Source organism: Pseudomonas sp. FW305-E2, from assembly GCF_058782925.1.
Window position 1 is genome coordinate 84,198 of record NZ_JBYSYE010000004.1, and the last position, 14,935, is coordinate 99,132.

At 63.6% G+C, this 14,935-nt stretch carries 13 protein-coding genes and 1 tRNA gene; 8 read left to right on the plus strand and 6 right to left on the minus strand.

What is annotated here, in order from left to right; all coding sequences use genetic code 11:
• The first annotated feature begins 238 nt into the window (after positions 1 to 238).
• Positions 239 to 1,393 (plus strand): HPP family protein, encoded by a 1,155-nt coding sequence (locus AC3WLP_RS05550; RefSeq protein ID WP_088512899.1) that lies wholly within the window; start codon positions 239 to 241, stop codon positions 1,391 to 1,393.
• On the opposite strand, the gene AC3WLP_RS05555 is transcribed toward AC3WLP_RS05550, so the two are convergent.
• Entirely contained in the window at positions 1,367 to 2,233 is an 867-nt protein-coding gene (locus AC3WLP_RS05555) for a LysR family transcriptional regulator (RefSeq protein ID WP_004573884.1), read from the minus strand. The genes AC3WLP_RS05550 and AC3WLP_RS05555 overlap by 27 nt on opposite strands.
• A 180-nt stretch (positions 2,234 to 2,413) precedes the next feature.
• On the opposite strand from AC3WLP_RS05555, the gene AC3WLP_RS05560 reads away from it, so the two are divergent.
• Complete coding sequence (locus AC3WLP_RS05560) at positions 2,414 to 4,303, plus strand: propionyl-CoA synthetase (protein WP_014753818.1); 1,890 nt, start codon at positions 2,414 to 2,416, stop codon at positions 4,301 to 4,303.
• A 359-nt stretch (positions 4,304 to 4,662) separates the two neighbouring features.
• On the opposite strand, the gene zapE is transcribed toward AC3WLP_RS05560, so the two are convergent.
• Both zapE and AC3WLP_RS05570 read right to left on the minus strand, forming a co-directional pair.
• The gene (gene zapE, locus AC3WLP_RS05565; RefSeq protein WP_014753817.1) at positions 4,663 to 5,733 is read right to left on the minus strand and encodes a cell division protein ZapE; all 1,071 of its coding nucleotides are present in this window, start codon (positions 5,731 to 5,733) and stop codon (positions 4,663 to 4,665) included.
• A gap of 132 nt (positions 5,734 to 5,865) precedes the next feature.
• Positions 5,866 to 6,108: a hypothetical protein gene (locus tag AC3WLP_RS05570; RefSeq protein ID WP_012052965.1), complete on the minus strand. Its 243-nt coding sequence runs from the start codon at positions 6,106 to 6,108 to the stop codon at positions 5,866 to 5,868.
• A gap of 259 nt (positions 6,109 to 6,367) precedes the next feature.
• Between AC3WLP_RS05570 and AC3WLP_RS05575 the strand changes: the two genes are divergently transcribed.
• A tRNA-Gln gene (locus tag AC3WLP_RS05575) sits at positions 6,368 to 6,442 on the plus strand.
• A 123-nt stretch (positions 6,443 to 6,565) separates the two neighbouring features.
• On the opposite strand, the gene AC3WLP_RS05580 is transcribed toward AC3WLP_RS05575, so the two are convergent.
• Genes AC3WLP_RS05580 through AC3WLP_RS05590 form a run of 3 tightly spaced genes read right to left on the minus strand, consistent with a single transcriptional unit; the run spans position 6,566 to position 11,690 of the window.
• Positions 6,566 to 8,953 (minus strand): hybrid sensor histidine kinase/response regulator, encoded by a 2,388-nt coding sequence (locus tag AC3WLP_RS05580; protein WP_014753816.1) that lies wholly within the window; start codon positions 8,951 to 8,953, stop codon positions 6,566 to 6,568.
• A 13-nt stretch (positions 8,954 to 8,966) separates the two neighbouring features.
• The gene (locus tag AC3WLP_RS05585) at positions 8,967 to 9,428 is read right to left on the minus strand and encodes a response regulator (protein WP_003250360.1); all 462 of its coding nucleotides are present in this window, start codon (positions 9,426 to 9,428) and stop codon (positions 8,967 to 8,969) included.
• Between the two features lie 15 nt (positions 9,429 to 9,443).
• The gene (locus tag AC3WLP_RS05590) at positions 9,444 to 11,690 is read right to left on the minus strand and encodes an ATP-binding protein (protein WP_012052963.1); all 2,247 of its coding nucleotides are present in this window, start codon (positions 11,688 to 11,690) and stop codon (positions 9,444 to 9,446) included.
• 267 nt (positions 11,691 to 11,957) lie between these two features.
• Between AC3WLP_RS05590 and AC3WLP_RS05595 the strand changes: the two genes are divergently transcribed.
• The 5 genes from AC3WLP_RS05595 to AC3WLP_RS05615 are packed head-to-tail and all read left to right on the plus strand — an operon-like array spanning position 11,958 to position 14,928.
• Positions 11,958 to 12,485, plus strand: a complete 528-nt coding sequence (locus AC3WLP_RS05595) for a Csu type fimbrial protein (protein ID WP_088512897.1) — start codon at positions 11,958 to 11,960, stop codon at positions 12,483 to 12,485.
• Positions 12,486 to 12,515: 30 nt separating this feature from the next.
• The gene (locus AC3WLP_RS05600; protein ID WP_010953317.1) at positions 12,516 to 13,052 is read left to right on the plus strand and encodes a Csu type fimbrial protein; all 537 of its coding nucleotides are present in this window, start codon (positions 12,516 to 12,518) and stop codon (positions 13,050 to 13,052) included.
• 18 nt (positions 13,053 to 13,070) lie between these two features.
• The gene (locus AC3WLP_RS05605; protein ID WP_088512896.1) at positions 13,071 to 13,604 is read left to right on the plus strand and encodes a Csu type fimbrial protein; all 534 of its coding nucleotides are present in this window, start codon (positions 13,071 to 13,073) and stop codon (positions 13,602 to 13,604) included.
• A gap of 3 nt (positions 13,605 to 13,607) precedes the next feature.
• The gene (locus AC3WLP_RS05610) at positions 13,608 to 14,111 is read left to right on the plus strand and encodes a Csu type fimbrial protein (RefSeq protein ID WP_017147732.1); all 504 of its coding nucleotides are present in this window, start codon (positions 13,608 to 13,610) and stop codon (positions 14,109 to 14,111) included.
• 40 nt (positions 14,112 to 14,151) lie between these two features.
• On the plus strand, positions 14,152 to 14,928 hold the full coding sequence (locus AC3WLP_RS05615; RefSeq protein WP_012052958.1) for a fimbrial biogenesis chaperone: 777 nt from the start codon (positions 14,152 to 14,154) through the stop codon (positions 14,926 to 14,928).
• Positions 14,929 to 14,935: the final 7 nt, after the last annotated feature.

Consider the following 14,935-nt stretch of genomic DNA (forward strand, 5'->3'; position numbering starts at 1 on the left):
AAAGGGCGCGCAGTGCCCCTTTGGCCCTATCAGTACTGCAAAAAAATTGCAGTACAGCCGCAGTTTTTTGAATTAGCCCAAATTCCCCCCACCCGGCAAAATCCCCCCACGAAACCCTGCGGTTTCCATCTCTCCACGGACGGAGCCCCTTGTGGTATTGCATGCGCAATACGAGGCCCAGGCCAACTCGGCTGGGCTTTCTTTTTAAACAGAAAAACCAAAGATCCCGATTGCCCAAATGTCTGCCTCGCGTTCCGAAAGTCGTCTGCAGCGGCTGTTGCCGGCCCCTCTCAACATCCCCCCAAAAGAATGGTTGCGTGCCGGTATCGGTGCGCTGCTTGGGCTTTTCCTCGCGGGCTGGCTGACCAGCATGGTCTATGGCCCCAGCATCGCCCTGCACTTGCTCGGCCCGCTGGCAGCCTCGGCGGTACTGGTGTTTGCGGTGCATTCCGGCCCCTTGGCCCAACCTTGGCCGCTGTTGGGCAGCTACGCCCTGGCGGGTGCAGTGGGGCTGGCCATGCGTGAAGGCTTCGGCGCCGAGCTGTGGGTGGCCGCTGCGGCGCTCGGCATCTCGATCCTGGTCATGTGCCTGTTGCGCTGCCTGCACCCGCCGGGTGGCGGTGTGGCAGTGAGCGCGGTGCTGGCCGACCCGGGGTTGACCGCCATGGGCGATCACCTGCTGGAGCCGGTGCTGCTCAATGCGCTGATCCTGGTGACAGTGGCAATCGCCTACAACCGTTTGACGGGTGTGCGCTACCCGAAAGGCACGGTGCCACGCAAAGACCTGTACCACACCCATGACCCGCTGCCCGGCGAGCGGGTCGGCATCCGCAGTGAAGACCTGGACCAGGCCCTGGAAGAGCTGGGCGAGTTCGTCGATGTCACCCGTGACGAGCTGGAGCGCATCATCCTCGCCACCGAGCAGCACGCCCTGCAGCGCAGCCTTGGCGGTATCACCGCGGCCTCGGTGATGTCCCGCGATGTGCAGTTCGTCACGCCTGATACCACGCTGGAGCAGGCCTGGAAAATGCTCGCCAGCCATCACCTGAAAACCCTGCCAGTCCTGCAGCACGGCGAGCTTGTAGGCATCGTCAGCCTCAGCGACCTGGTTGGCCCGGCGATGCAGCGTGGGCGTTTCAGCTGGCGCGGTCTGTTCGGCCGCCAGGCAGTGCGCATGGCGCAAGTGATGAGCAGGCGGGTTGTCAGTGTCAGCAGCCAGCACCCGTTGGAACGCCTGCTGCCCTTGTTGTGCGAACAAGGCCTGCACTGCTTGCCGGTGCTTGATGGCGACACGCTGGTGGGGGTGATCACCCAGACCGACCTGATTGCCGGCCTCAAGCGTCAGTTGCTCAGCAAGACCGAGGCTTCAGATAACCGGGTCCCAGCGCTGTGACCAGTCGCTGGCGCCGGCAGCGACCAGCCGGCGCAGGATCGCGAAGGCCTGTTGCAGGGCTTCGCTGTCACGTTTTCGCGGGTACACCAGAAAGGTCGGGTAGGTGAACTCCGGAGCCTGAGGTACCCGCTCGAACACGCCGCTGTCCAGATAGGCCTGCACCACCCGCGTGCGGAAGTAGCCACTGCCACCTTGGTCGAGTATGAACTGCAGGGCCAACGGGCCAAGGTTGAAGCTAAGCGCCGGGCGCGCGCAGTCGGGCAGGGCCGCATCATGCTGGCGGCGGAAGGCCTCGCCCCAGTCGATGTAGATGTACGGCTCGGGCCGCTCGACCCGGCGCACGCGAATCAGCTTCTCTTCCATCAACTGTTCCACCTGCAGGCCTGGACCGTAGGTCGGCTGGTAGACCAGCGCGGCGTCCAGCAAGCCCATCTCGACCTTTCGCAGCAGCGACTCTCCATCGCTGACTTCGCTGCGGATGGCATGGCTGGGCAGTTCACGGTGCAGGGCACTTACCCAGTCGAGCATCATCGGGTTGCCCAGGCTCACCTCACCGCCCACATGCAGCACCTGCTGGCAACCTTCAGGCAACGGCAGGTCGCGGCGCGCAGCTTCCCAGGTTTGCACCAACTGGTTGGCATAACTGACGAACGCTTCGCCATCGCTGGTCAGGCTGGCGCCGCTGCGGCTACGCACGAACAGCTGGCAACCCAGTTGCTGTTCCAGGCGCTGCACGCGCGCGGTGATCGCGGTTTGTGACACGAACAGGCGTTCGGCCGCGGCGACCAGGCTGCCGCAACGCACTATTTCCAGGAAGGTACGGGCCTGATCGATGTCCATGGGCTGCTCGGTGTTTGAAGGGGTTGCCTATTCTAGAGGCTTTGCACCGTTATGGGGCGCTATTGCGTTGTCTGCAAATTTGCAGGTCGGTTGTGACTTTAGTCCCATGGCGGCGCGGGTATAGCGGTCCATACTCAAGTTTCGCCCTTCAATAACAACAAGTACCGGGTTTCTAACGACATGAGCTACCAGCACAGCTACGCCCATTCCATTTCCGACCCTGCCGCGTTCTGGGCGGAACAGGCCGCACACCTGGCCTGGCACCGCAAGCCTGCCTTGACCCTGCAAGACAACGCCGACGGTACCCACCGCTGGTTCGCTGACGGCCGCCTCAACAGCTGTTACCTGGCCCTCGATCACCAGATCGAGCAGGGCCGGGGCGAGCAGTTGGCGCTGATCTACGATTCGCCAGTGACCGGCGTGCAGCAGACCTACACCTACAACCAGTTGCGCGACGAGGTAGCACGCCTGGCCGGTTTGCTGCGCCAGCTGGGGGTGAACAAGGGCGATGGCGTGATCATCTACATGCCCATGGTGCCGCAAGCGGCCATGGCGATGCTGGCCTGCGCGCGGATCGGCGCGGTGCATTCGGTCGTGTTCGGTGGCTTTGCCGCCAACGAGTTGGCCCTGCGCATCGATGACGCCCGGCCCACCTTGTTGCTGACGGCATCGTGCGGGCTGGAGTTCGACCGGGTCATTGCATACAAACCACTGGTTGACCGTGCCCTGCAACTGGCCCGTCACCAGCCGCGCAATGTGCTGGTGCTGCAGCGGCCACAGGCGCACGCTGAACTGCTGCCAGGCCGCGACCTGGACTGGCAGGCGGCCTTGGCCGGCGCCGAGCCGGTGGCGCCCGTCGAGCTGGATGCCGGCGACCCGCTGTACATCATGTACACGTCGGGCACCACCGGGAAACCCAAGGGTATCGTCCGGGAAAACGGCGGCAATGCCGTGGCGCTGTGTTACGCCATGCGCCATATCTATGGCATGCAGGCCGGCGATGTGTGGTGGGGCATTTCCGACGTCGGTTGGGTGGTCGGCCATTCACTGATCGTCTATGGGCCGTTGATGAGCGGCTGTACCACGGTGTTCTACGAAGGCAAGCCGATCCGCACCCCGGATGCTTCGGCCTATTGGCGGGTGGTGGAGCAGTACCAGGTCAACGCGCTGTTCTGTGCACCTACGGCCATGCGCGCCATCCGCAAGGAAGACCCGGAGGGCGACCTGATTCGCAAGCATGACCTCAGCTCGCTGCGTCAACTGTTCCTGGCGGGGGAAAAGCTGGATTCCAGCACCCATGAATGGTTGGAGCGGGTGAGTGGCAAGCCGGTGCACGACCATTGGTGGCAGACCGAGACCGGCTGGCCGGTCACCGCGCCTTGCGTCGGGCTGGAGGGCAGCGCGGCGAAGCCAGGGTCGAGCAACCGCGCGGTGCCGGGTTACCACGTTCGCGTACTGGATGACGAAGGCCACTTGCTCGGGGCCAACCATCAGGGTTCGATCGTGATTGCACTGCCACTGCCCCCCGGCTGCAGCCAGACGCTGTGGGGGGATCACGAGCGCTACCTGCAGGCCTACCTGCGCACGTATCCGGGGTATTACCACACGGGCGATGGCGGCTATCTGGACGATGATGGCTTCGTCTACATCATGGGGCGCACCGATGATGTGATCAACGTTTCTGGTCATCGTTTGTCCACCGGTGAAATGGAAGACCTGGTCGCCCGGCACCCGGCGGTAGCGGAGTGTGCTGTGATCGGCGTGCATGACGAGATCAAGGGCCAGGTACCGTTGGCGCTGGTAGTACTCAAGGATGGCGAGGGCATTGCCGAGGCGCAGTTGCTGGTGGAGCTGGTGGGTAGCGTGCGCGAGGAAATTGGCCCGCTGGCCTGTTTCAATCGGGTACGGCTGGTGAAGCGCCTGCCCAAGACCCGTTCCGGCAAGATACTGCGGGCGGTGCTGCGCAAGATTGCCGATGGGCAGGATTATGTGCCGCCTTCGACCCTGGATGACCCGGCAGTGCTGGGAGAGATCGAAGCGGTGCTGGCGGATTTGCCCAGGGCGGGTTGATGGTTTGACCTCGATGGCCCTTCGCGGGCGGGACGCGCATCGGTGGTTCGGCAGAGGCCGTCGTAGGCGCGGGTTCACCCGCGAAAGGGCCGGGCCTGCTGGCCAATCTCCACCCGCCGTTCAGCGTTGCGGCCGCTACCGTATTCGCGGGTAAACCCGCTCCTACACAGGACGTGAGCAGGCCGTCGTAGGCGCGGGTTCACCCGCGAAAGGGCCGAGCCTGCTGGCCAATCTCCACCCGCCGTTCACCGTTGCGGCCGCTACCGTATTCGCGGGTAAACCCGCTCCTACACAGGACGCGCGCAGGTCGTTGTAGGAGCGGGTTCACCCGCGAAAGGGCCGGCTCAGGCACTACAGGCTCAGGGGGCAATCTGGTGCAGTTGCCCCAACCGGCTGCGGGTACGCATCAGGTCGGCCAGCGGGCCGCCCAGGCTCTCTTCCAGCGGACGTTTACCTATGACAATCACCCGCCGATCCTGGTCATACAGCACATCCACCAGGTTGACGAAGCGCTGCTGAGCCGCCAGCGAACACGCCGAGAGGTCATCCAGCCCATCGATCACCCACTCGTCATACTCCCTGGCCAGCACCAGGTAGTCGATGACCGCAGTGGCCTTCTCGCACAGATCGTCAAAGCCCAGCACCACCCGCCGGCCATCGATGGCCAGCGCTCGCAGCGGGCGCTTGTTCACGTCCAGTATCACCGGTTGTTCGCTCGGCACGTTCAGCGCCTGGCGCTGCGCCGCATTACCCGGCCAGACATAATGACCCTGGGTAAAACGCTGATGCTCGCGGTTGGCCGGCAAGCTGCGAAAATCAGTGTCGCCACCGACTTCGAGCACGTGCATCGAGCTGTTGATCAGGCGAATGACCGGCAGAAAACGTTCGTGATACAGCGGGTTGGGCAACAGCCCTTCGGGCGCGTAGTTAGAGGTCACCAGCAGGTACACGCCACGGGCGAACAAGGCGTTGAACAGCCGGGTGAGCAGCATGGCATCGCCTATGTCATGCACGTGGAATTCGTCGAAGCACAGCACCCGGCAACCACCCACCAGCTCGTCCAGCGTTGCGCCCAGCGCGTCGTCCAGCGCCCGGTGGCGGTGCATGCCCTGGTGCAGGCGTGCAAAGAAATCATGAAAATGCAGGCGCAGCTTGTCGGCTATCGGCACGGCCTGGAAAAAGCCATCGAGCAACCAGCTTTTACCCCGGCCGACCGAGCCGTACAGGTACAGACTGCGCGGTTGACCTTGTTCAAGCTGCGTCAGTTGTTCGGCCATGCAGTGGATTACCCGCCGCTGGCCGTCACTCAGCTGATAACCGCGGCTGTGCGCCTTGTCCTCGAACCAGCCGAGCAGCTCGCTCTGTTGATGGGTGGCGCCGCGCAAGCGTTGGCCAAGCTGGCGCAGCGGGGTAGGGATCCAGGCAGACAAAAGCGACGCTCCTTGGGCGATGGCGGGGGCAGCCTGCAGCTTGCCCGAGAGCGGCCATTTTGACTAATAGAGAAAGTGCCGGGCAATCATCACTTGTTGCGATAGGTCTGGCCGTCTGTTTGCCCTCACGGGCTATGCCTTTCGTTCCAGTTGGCGCTCGATCAGGTACTTCACCGCCAGGCGACGCTCCTTGAGGTGGCGCAGGTCTTCGTCGACGAAGTTACCGGCCGATATCGATTCGGCAGCCAGCACCTGGTTGTCGATGTCCATGTATTCGTCCAGCAAGCGGTCCAGCGCCTTGTCCTGCTGGCGGCGCTGCTGGACGATTTCGCGCGGGTAGTGCAGGTCCTGGTAGAGGTCGTGAGAGACAGGCATGGGGTCCTCCTTGGTCAATGCGATAGGCTTACCTGATTGGAAGTGCGGAATGCGATTGTGTTGAAGCGAGGCGGGCGGAAACCGACGGACGGTCGCTGCGTCAGCGCCGAAATGACTAACTCGCTGTTTTTTGGCAATTTTTTTTATCAGGGGGGTTCACAGACCGAAAGTTTGTTGTTAAAGTGCCGCGCATTCCAAGACAACAACCCAGTTGTCACTCAGTTGGAATTGTCAGAGCAGCAAACGCTGCATCCGATACAGGGGCGTCGCCAAGCGGTAAGGCAGCAGGTTTTGATCCTGCCATGCGTTGGTTCGAATCCAGCCGCCCCTGCCATTTTTAAGAGTCAAACGTATTTAACCCGGTGCCAGGAAAGATGAGCACTGGGTTTTCGCGTTTTCGCGGTTTGTGATTTTGCGCGCCTCCGCGCCTCCTGAGCGCGGGTCGTGCCGTACCGGGTTACCCGGAAATCCCCAGCATTTCGTTCAGCGCCCTGGCCAGTTCATCAGCCTGCACCGGCTTCTGGATCACCAGGCTGCCCGGCAGTTCCAGCCCCTGCAACTCCGCATAACCGGTCAGGAACACCACCGGCACGCGGGGGTACCGTTCGCGGGCAGCCAGCGCCAGTTGTGCACCATTGAACTCGGGCATGGCGAAATCAGTCAGCAGCAGGTCAATATCGTCATCCAGCAATGCCAATGCCTGCTCGCCGCTGTGCGCCTGGCGCACCTGGTAGCCGTATTGGCGTAACACATCGCCAAGCATGTCGCGCACCAGGTGGTCGTCGTCCACCAGCAGCACCGTGCGGTTATGGCCGCTTTCGCTGATTGACTGACTGAGCACTGCTGCTACGGGTTCGTTCACCATCTCCTCTTTTACCGCCGGCAGGTATACCGCCACCTCGGTACCGCGACCGAGTGTGGTGTCGATGCGCACGCCGCCACCGGACTGCTTGGCAAAGCCGAACACCTGGGCCAGGCCCAGGCCCGAACCTTTGCCAATGTCCTTGGTGGTAAAGAAAGGCTCGAATACCTTGGCCAGCACGTCTTCGCTCATGCCGCAACCGGTATCGCGGATGCTCAGCATCACGTACTCGCCCGGGTCTGGGTCTTCCGGACGTTGCGGGCGCTGGTCGATGTGGGTGTTGCGCGTTGTCAGGGTCAGCTGACCGCCGTCGGGCATGGCATCGCGGGCATTGATCGCCAGGTTGAGGATGATCATCTCGGTCTGGGTGGGGTCGGTCAGTGCCTGCCACAGGGCCAGGTCCAGGTCCAGACGCACCGAAACGTTGCCACCCAGCGTGCGGCGCAGCAGCTCTTCCAGGCCGGCCAGGGTACGGTTGAGGTTCAGCGGCACCGGCTCCAGGCGCTGGCGGCGGGAGAAGGCCAGCAACTGCGAGGTCAGCTTGGCACCACGCTCGCCCGCTTCGCGGATATGGGTGAGGCGAGTGCGGGCCTTGTCCAGGTCGGCCTTGGCCAGGTCGCGCTCCAGAAAGCTGGCACCGGTGAGTATCACCGTCAGCAGGTTATTGAAGTCATGCGCCACGCCAGCCGTCAGTTGCCCAACCGCCTCCAGCCGCTGCATCTGCTGCAGAGCGGCCTCGATGCGCTCGCGCTCGTTGATCTGTTCGCGCAGCCGGGCGTTGGCATCTGCCAGGCCCAGGGCGGCTTCGCGCTCGCTGGTGATGTCGCGTGCCACCACGTACAGCAGGGTGTCCTCCGGCACCACCACCCACGACAGCCAGCGCTGTTGGCCGCCGGCATGCAGGATGCGGCCGACAAAGCGTGCGCTGGTGCGGCCGTGGGAGAGGGCGGCCAGTTCGGTGAGTAACTGTTCCTGGTCGTGCTCAGGCAGCAGGTGCAGCAAGGAGGACTGGCTCAGGCGTTCGCGCGAGAAGCCCAGGCTGGCTTCCCAGGCGGGGTTCAGTGCGACCGGGGTCAGGTCTTTGTTCAGCACGGCCAGCAAGTCTTGCGACAGCTCCCAGGCACGATCGCGTTCGCGGGTACGGCGCTCAACCCGCTCGCCAAGCATCTCGTTCAGCTGACGCAGCGCCTGGGTGGCCTGGCGTTGCGTGTGGATGTCCTGCAGTACGCCTGAAAAGCGAACGCACTGATCATCGACGAACTGGCTCTGGCCGCTGCTCAGCAACCAGCGAGGCTCCAGGCCATTGGGTTGCGCGATCCGAAACTCCACGCGGTAATGACCGCCGCTTTCCGGGCGCATGGCATGTTCCACTGCCTCGCGCACCAGTGGCAGGTCATCGGGGTAGATGCCGGCGTAGAACACTTCAAGGCTCATTTCGGTGCTGGTGGGCACGCCGAACAAGGTCTTGCAGCGGTCATCCCACAGCAACAGGCCCTCTTGCGGGCGCAGGTCCCAGGTGCCCATGCCGGCGGCGTCGATGGCAATGCGAGCACGTGCTTCGACGTCCGCCAGGGCCTCTTCGGCGCGGCGACGGCGTTGGCGTTCCTGCACTTCGCTCAGGGCTCGGCGCACGGCTTTGGGCAGCAGTGGCAGGTTCTTCTTCAGCACATAGTCGGTCGCGCCCAGGCGGATCATTTCCACCGCGTGCTCTTCGCCATAAATGCCGGACAGGAATATGAACGGGATGTCGGGTGCCAGGCGTTGGGCGATGGCCAGCACTTCGGTGCCGGATGAGCCTGGTAGCACGCAGTCACACAAGATCAGGTCGTAGCGGGCCTGGCGCAGGGCATGTTCGACACCTGCATGGTCGAACACCAGCTGTGACTGAACATGCAGCCCGCTGCGCTCCAGGCGCATCAGGGTCAGCTCGGCGTCCATCGAGCTGTCTTCGACCATCAGTATTTTCAACGGCGTTTGCTGCATCGTCGCGGCGGCCTCAGTTGCTACCGCGACGGTTCAGTCGCAGTGAGCCGGGTGGCGGTTCGTTTAGCACTGCCCAGAATACCCCGAGGTCGGAGATGGCGGTGACGAATTCCTTGAACTCCACGGGTTTGACCACATAAGCGTTTACCCCCAGCTCGTAGGCGCGCAGCAGGTCGGGCTCTTCGCGCGAAGAGGTCAGCATCACGGTGGGGATGCTGCGCAGTTCGGCAGTGGCGCGCACTTCCTTGAGCACTTCCAGGCCGTCGACCTTAGGCAGTTTCAGGTCGAGTAACAGCACGGCAGGGTTGCCGTCATCGCGCTCGGCATAGGCGTTGCGGCGCAGCAAATAGTCGAGCGCATCGGCGCCGTCACGCAGCACGATGACCTCGTTGGCCAACTGGCTGCGCTCCAGGGCCAGCAGGGTCAGCTCCAGGTCTCGGGGATTGTCTTCGACCAGCAGAATGGGCTTGAGCATGATGGTAGCGGTGCCTCAGGTAGCAGTGTTTCGGGGTAGGGTGAAGTGAAAGCTGGCGCCCTGGTCGATCTGGCCAGTGGCCCAGACTCGACCGTCATGGCGCTCAATGATGCGGCGTACGCTCGCCAGGCCAATGCCGGTGCCTTCGAAATCTTCCATGCGGTGCAAGCGCTGGAAGACGCCGAACAGCTTGTTGGCGTAGGCCATGTCGAAGCCCACGCCATTGTCGCGGATGCAGACCTCGGTTTCGTCAGGGTGCTGTACGGCACTGATTTCGATGCGAGCAGGCGTACGGCTGCGAGTGTACTTGATGGCATTGGCTATCAGGTTGTGCAAGGCCATGTTGATGAATGCCGGGTCGCCGATCACCTTGGGCAGCGGGGCGATGTCCCAAACGATTGCGCGGCCTTCGTAATCGGGGGCCAGCTCGCTGCGAATGGCCTCGACCAGGGCGTTGAGGTCGACGTCGGACAGGCGCAAGGCCGAGCGGCCCATCTGCGAGAAGTTGAGCAGGTTGTCGACCAGGCTCCCGGCAAAGTGCGCCGCTTCACCGATATGCTGCAGGAAGCGCTTGCCGCGTTCGCTCAGGCCCTGGCCTTCGATTTCGCCAAGCAGTTCGGTATAGCCGGCGATGTGCCGCAGCGGGGCGCGCAGGTCGTGGGAAACACTGTAGGAAAACGCTTCGAGCTCCTTGTTGGAGCGGCGCAATTCGCCAGCCAGTTGTGCCAGCTCTTCGGCCTTGCGCAGGACAATGCCCAGTACCGCGGTGCGCAGCTCCATCACGCCCTCGATCACCAGTGGGTCCCACGCCTGACAATAGCCGCGCAGTTCTTCCTGCCAGCGTTCAAAACTGTGCCGCGGGTCGAGGTTGCCCTGTGGCCCGACCTGCTTGGTCGGCTGGCCGGCCCAGTTGACCGTGCGTATCTGCTCGGGGCGGAACCACAGCAGGTAGTGCGAGTGGATCTGCGAGATGGCCACTGCCAGCACCCCGCCAGCATGGTTTGCCAGCTCGGGTAGCTCAGTGATGTCGCGGCGCAGGTTGTCGCTATGGAACACGCTGTCTTCGTCACGTTGGCCTAGCCAGTGCACCAGCGCCGTCACCTGGGCCTCAGGCGGGGTCTGGCCGATCAGGTCACAGCGCTCGGCCGAGATCACTGCTGCGCCCTGGGCGTCGGCGAAGGCCAGCAGCACGTGAGGCAGGTCGCGCAAGCCGTCACTGACGCTGTCGTGGTCGGCCATGGACGAGATCATGCGTACGATGTGTTGGCGCAGCGCCAGCAGCTTGCGCGTGCTGGCATGGGACTCGCGGGACTCTATCTGCAACGACAGTACGCTGGCCAACAGCTCGCAGGCCGTGCGGGTGCGCAGGTCCACCGGGCGTGGCTGCTGATGGTGGCAGGAAATCAGCCCCCACAGCTCGCCGTCGACCACGATCGACAGCGACATCGAGGCCAGCGTGCCCATGTTGCGCATGTACTGCAGGTGCACGGGTGACACGCTGCGCAGTACAGCGAAACTCATGTCCAGTGCCTTGCCAGTGCGCGGGTTGGTTGCGGGCAGCAGTGGCGAGGGCTGATAGTTGGCATCCTCGATCACGCGGATACGGTTGACCCGGTACAGCTCGCGCGCTTGGCGCGGGATGTCTGCAGCCGGGAAGCACAGGCCCGCGTAGCTGGGGTAGCCTGGGTCGGCCACTTCGGCCAGCACCTGGCCGTTGCCTTCGGCATCGAAACGGTAGGCCTTGACCCGCCCAAAGCCGGTGATGCGCTTGAACTGCAACACCGTTTGCTGCAGCAGGTCTTCAATACTGCTGGCCACTTGCAGACTGGCGACAAAGCTGCGCACCAACGGGTAATAGTCGCCTTGCCCGACCAGGTCTGCTGGCAGGCGGGGCGGTTCGAACTCGGCAATCAGTACCTGATCGTGGCAATGGACCAGCATGTGCAGCTGGGCACTGATGGGTGCGCCCTGGCGCAAGCGCACGTCGCCAATGTGGAAGGGGAAGACTTCGTCTTCGGGAAGCCGTGTGAGGTGCGCGTGCAGGTCAAAGCCCTCGTGAACCAGGTCGGCGAAGTGGCAACCGATCAGTTCGCGGGCTGGCAAGCCCAACCAGTGCTCGACATTTTCACTGGCCTGCAGCACGCACAGGTCGGTGGCATCCAGCACCAGCAGAAAGCCGTGTGGCTGGATGCTGCCCGGAACCTGGATCGGTTCTTGGGCACAGCGCTCCATGGCGTCTGCCAGTGAGTTGTCTGCAGTCATGATTGAAAAAGCTCCTGTCATGTCCGTCCGTGTACGGCACAGGTGTCTGGCGCGGGACGAATACAATTCACCCTAACAGAATCCCGGCGAATTTACCGGCTCCTGGCCATTGGAGGCACGGGGTGGCCACGGGTTCTGTGCGGTACAGGCTTTTTTTGATGCCACCGTATCGCTTTATCGCTAATACAAAAAAATGGCGTTATGCCACATCGGCTGCGCCGCCTCACTGCTACGCTCAGTTCAGGACGTTTCGATAAGGATAACAAGGTGACGGAGCGCATGCTGGCCGCGCTGTTCGGCCTGTTGTTCAGCGGCAGTACCGTGGCGGCGGATTTTCTCGTGGAAGTGCGGGTACTGGTGCAGCGTGGCTGCATGCTGGTCAACCAGACCCGCGATGCGGGAGCTCAGGCCCTGGGACGTATCGACCTGGGGGCGACGGCGCGCCTGGATGGCCCTGGCGCGCCCTTGAGCGGTGTGCTGCTAAGCCAGCGCCCGCCGCGCCTGGAGTGCAACCCGGATACGCCCTATCAGGTGCGGGTCGACGGTGGCCAGCATGGTGGCGTCGGCGAACTGCGCTACCTGGCCAGCGACGATCGCCTGGCGCGGCCCATTCCTTACCGCTTGTACCGTGACGCTGCCTGGCGTGAGCCTCTGGCGGTGGGGGTGGTCCAGTCGGCGCGTGTGCCGGGCAGTGGTTCGGTGGAGTTGCCGCTGTATGCACGTATCGACAAACTGGCCTGGGTGCCGAACGCAGGGTTTTATGCCGACCTGCTGAAAGTCACCGTCACCTGGTAGGGACGCCACCATGCACAAGGACGCCATGCCATGAGCCGCACTTCGATCCTTTTGCTCACCCTCGGCCCGCTGCTGGTCCCCGGCGGTGCGGTGCATGGCAGCACCACCGGTTTCATCCAGGCGCGGCTGGTGATCAGCGCGTCTTGCCAGATCAGCAGCAACGAGACGCAACCTGCCGTGCTGGGTGACCCAGGCGTACTGGACTTTGGCGAGCGCGGTCCGAACTGGGACCAGCCGTTGCGCAGCCAGGTGGACGAAGTGGGCGGCCAGGGCAGCCTGCAGATCAGTTGCACGCCTGAGGTTCGGGCCTTCAACGTGCGTATCAATGGTGGCCTCAATGGCGACGATGGCATTCGCCGCCTGAGCAACGGCCGTGAACTGATTCCTTATCAGCTGGCGGTCGACCCAGGCGGTAACAGCCGCTACGGCGTCGGCCAGGCACGGGCCTTCACTATCAGCAGCAGCCAGCAAGTACCGATTCCCATCTACGGTGTGGTAGTGGCGCAACCGCGTGCGCTGCCGGCCGGGCTTTACCGCGACACCCTCAGAGTGACCCTGGACTGGTAACCACGCAAGGAGACTCCGATGCGAACGAACCTTTCATATTGCGTCCTCGCAGGCCTGGGCCTGGCGTTGGCTTCCCAGGCCCAGGCGGCCACGGTGACGGGGAGTATCAGCTCGACCCTGACGCTGACTGCGGCGTGCCAGGTCAATGGCACGTCGGGCACGTCGGGGCTTAACTTCGGTGCCTTGGACTTCGGTACCCAGGATGCCTTGTTCGTTACCGCCGATGCCCAGGTGTTGGGAGGCGGAGGTGGCGCCATGAGCATCCTGTGCTCGGCAGGTACGGTGCCTGTGATCAAAGTGCGTGCCGGCCTGCATGACGGCCAGTCGAGCGGCGGCACCCGTGCGCTCGCCGATGGTTCTGGCAACTTTGTGCCGTATGACCTCTATACCGACGCGGGGCGTACGGCGTTGCTGGCGGTCGACGACACCATCACTCTGCCGACCAGTACCGGCGCCGCCCAGACCGTCAACCTTTACGGCAAGGCCGTCGGCAAGCCGGGCCTGCCCGCAGGGGTCTACAGCGACACGATCTCGGTCGAGTTGTCGTTCTGACCCATGCGCGGCTGGCTGGCAGGTAGCCTGACTGGCGTCAGCATGTTGTTGGCCGCCCCATTGGGGGCAGTGACCACCAGTACCTTCACGGTGACGGCGCAAGTTGTTGCCGGGTGCCTGGTGGTGGGGGGTGTCACCAGCTACGGCATGCTCGATTATGGCTCGCAGTCGGCGTTGTCCACGGGGCTGCTCAGCACATCGCTGGGTGGTTCTACCGTAACGTTCCAGTGCACGCCGGGCGTGGCCATGAGCATGAGCCTGGACGGCGGGCAAAACAGTGCCAGTGGTACACGCAACCTGAAGCGCACCAGTGGCACGCAAGTGCTGGCCTACCAGTTGTACCGGGACGCCGCCTATAGCCAGGCCTTGGGAATCGGCCAGAGCGTGGCGGTGAGCTATTCCGACCCGACGGCGATCAAGCTTCCGGTGTACGGGCGGGTCCAGCTGACCGGCACGTTGCCGGCAGGGACCTATACCGATGTGGTGCAAGTGACGGTGACCTGGTAACGGCCAGCGCCACCCCTGACAAGTGTCTAAGGAGAGCTGCATGCGGGCAGGCGCGAAGTGGACGCGTGGATTGACTGGATTGTTGTCACTGGCAAGCCTGCCGGCCTGGGCGGCCACTTCGGTGCTGATCTGGCCGATCGACCCGGTGCTGGAGGCCGACCAGAAGGCAGGTGCGTTGTGGCTGGAAAACCGTGGCACTGCGCCGGCAAACCTGCAGGTGCGGGTATTCGCCTGGCGCCAGGGTGACTACCAGGAGCAGTTCCAGGCGCAGCGCGAGATTATCGGCAGCCCGCCGGTCGCCAACATTGCACCCGGGCAGAAGCAGCTGATCCGCCTGACCCGTACCGGCCCTTCACCCGCCGGCCAGGAGCAGGCCTACCGCATCATCATCGACGAGATTCCGCCCGCCATCCCGGTCGACAAGGCCGAGCCCGGCGCGACGGCGGCCATTCGTTTGCAGATGCGCTATTCGGTGCCGCTGTTCGTCTACGGCGAAGGGCTGTGGGGCAAGGCCGACCCTGACGGCAGACGCAATGCCGAGGGCGTGGGCAAGCCGCAGCTCAGTTGGCGCCCGGTGACGGTGCAGGGCAAGCCCTACATTGAACTGCGTAACACGGGCCCGGTCCATGCGCGGTTGACCGATGTGGTCGTGCAGCAAGGCAGCCAGAGCAAGCCACTGGCTGAAGGCCTGCTGGGCTATGTGCTGCCGGGGGCAAGCATGCGCTGGCCGGCTCCCATCGCATCCGGCAACGGCAGCGTGCTCATGGGCAGGGTCAATGGTCAGCGCTCGGCGGACGCCATCCGCCAAGGCCAATGAGCCAACG

Bases quoted from the DNA above. Each gene is read 5' to 3' on its own strand.
- AC3WLP_RS05550 (WP_088512899.1), top strand. From the start codon at position 239: ATGTCTGCCTCGCGTTCCGAAAGTCGTCTGCAGCGGCTGTTGCCGGCC.
- AC3WLP_RS05555 (WP_004573884.1), bottom strand. From the start codon at position 2,233: ATGGACATCGATCAGGCCCGTACCTTCCTGGAAATAGTGCGTTGCGGC.
- AC3WLP_RS05560 (WP_014753818.1), top strand. From the start codon at position 2,414: ATGAGCTACCAGCACAGCTACGCCCATTCCATTTCCGACCCTGCCGCG.
- AC3WLP_RS05570 (WP_012052965.1), bottom strand. From the start codon at position 6,108: ATGCCTGTCTCTCACGACCTCTACCAGGACCTGCACTACCCGCGCGAA.
- AC3WLP_RS05580 (WP_014753816.1), bottom strand. From the start codon at position 8,953: ATGCAGCAAACGCCGTTGAAAATACTGATGGTCGAAGACAGCTCGATG.
- AC3WLP_RS05585 (WP_003250360.1), bottom strand. From the start codon at position 9,428: ATGCTCAAGCCCATTCTGCTGGTCGAAGACAATCCCCGAGACCTGGAG.
- AC3WLP_RS05590 (WP_012052963.1), bottom strand. From the start codon at position 11,690: ATGACTGCAGACAACTCACTGGCAGACGCCATGGAGCGCTGTGCCCAA.
- AC3WLP_RS05600 (WP_010953317.1), top strand. From the start codon at position 12,516: ATGAGCCGCACTTCGATCCTTTTGCTCACCCTCGGCCCGCTGCTGGTC.
- AC3WLP_RS05605 (WP_088512896.1), top strand. From the start codon at position 13,071: ATGCGAACGAACCTTTCATATTGCGTCCTCGCAGGCCTGGGCCTGGCG.
- AC3WLP_RS05610 (WP_017147732.1), top strand. From the start codon at position 13,608: ATGCGCGGCTGGCTGGCAGGTAGCCTGACTGGCGTCAGCATGTTGTTG.
- AC3WLP_RS05615 (WP_012052958.1), top strand. From the start codon at position 14,152: ATGCGGGCAGGCGCGAAGTGGACGCGTGGATTGACTGGATTGTTGTCA.